This is a genomic window from Rhizobium sp. J15 (assembly GCF_002531825.1).
Taxonomy (GTDB): Bacteria; Pseudomonadota; Alphaproteobacteria; order Rhizobiales; family Rhizobiaceae; genus Rhizobium.
This window is the reverse complement of sequence record NZ_NWSX01000110.1, coordinates 1-835: the sequence shown is the minus strand read 5'-3', so window position 1 is coordinate 835 and position 835 is coordinate 1. Positions and strand designations below refer to the sequence as shown.

At 62.3% G+C, this 835-nt stretch carries 1 protein-coding gene; it reads right to left on the bottom strand.

The window, feature by feature from the left end; genetic code table 11:
- Window positions 1-835: ABC transporter substrate-binding protein (locus tag CO670_RS32360; protein WP_141502478.1), on the bottom strand; the 835-nt coding region annotated here is incomplete at both ends.

Genomic DNA, 835 nt, shown 5'->3' with positions numbered 1-835 from the left:
CGTCGGGGACGTTGAACATGCCGAACATGTCGGAGTTGTAGATGACGCTGCCGTCGGTGCCGGGGAAGCGGTAGCAGAGGAAGTCGGTATCCGGCGTCTTCTTGGCGGCGACGAATTCGCCCTTGGCCCAGTCGCCCATCACCTGCACCAGCGCATCGCCCTTGATGACCATGGCGGTCGCCAGGTTCCAGTCGCGGCCGGAGAAGTTCGGATCGACATACTGGATGATCTTCGCCAGATTGTCGAAGGACTTCTTCATCGTGTCCGACTTCAGCGCTTCCTCGTCGAGGTCGTTGAAGGCCTTCTTGTAGAATTCCGGCCCGCCGGTCGACAGCACGATGGAATCGAACATCGTCGCCTCCTGCCAGTTCTGGCCGCCGAGCGCCAAGGGAATGACGCCGGCCGCCTTCGCCTTGTCGAGCAGCGCAATCAGGTCGTCGAAGGTCTTCGGCTCAGTGCCGCCGATCTTGTCCATCACGGCCTTGTTGATCCACAACCAGTTGACCGAATGCACATTGACCGGGGCAGCCACCCACTTGCCGTCATAGACCGAGAACTTCTGCAGGGCCGCCGGCACCGACTTGTCCCAGCCTTCCTTCTTGGCGGTCTCGGTCAGGTCGCCCATGACGCCGGCCTGGGCATAGTCGAGCACGGTATAACCCAGCATCTGCGAAGCCGTCGGATAGGTGCCGGCCGCCACCATCGCCTTCAGCGCCGTCATCGCCGCATCACCGCCGCCGCCGGCAACCGGAACGTCCTTCCAGGCAAAGCCTTCCTTCGAAAGATCTTCCTTCAGGACATTCAGAGCCGCCGCCTCGCCGCCTGACGTCCACCA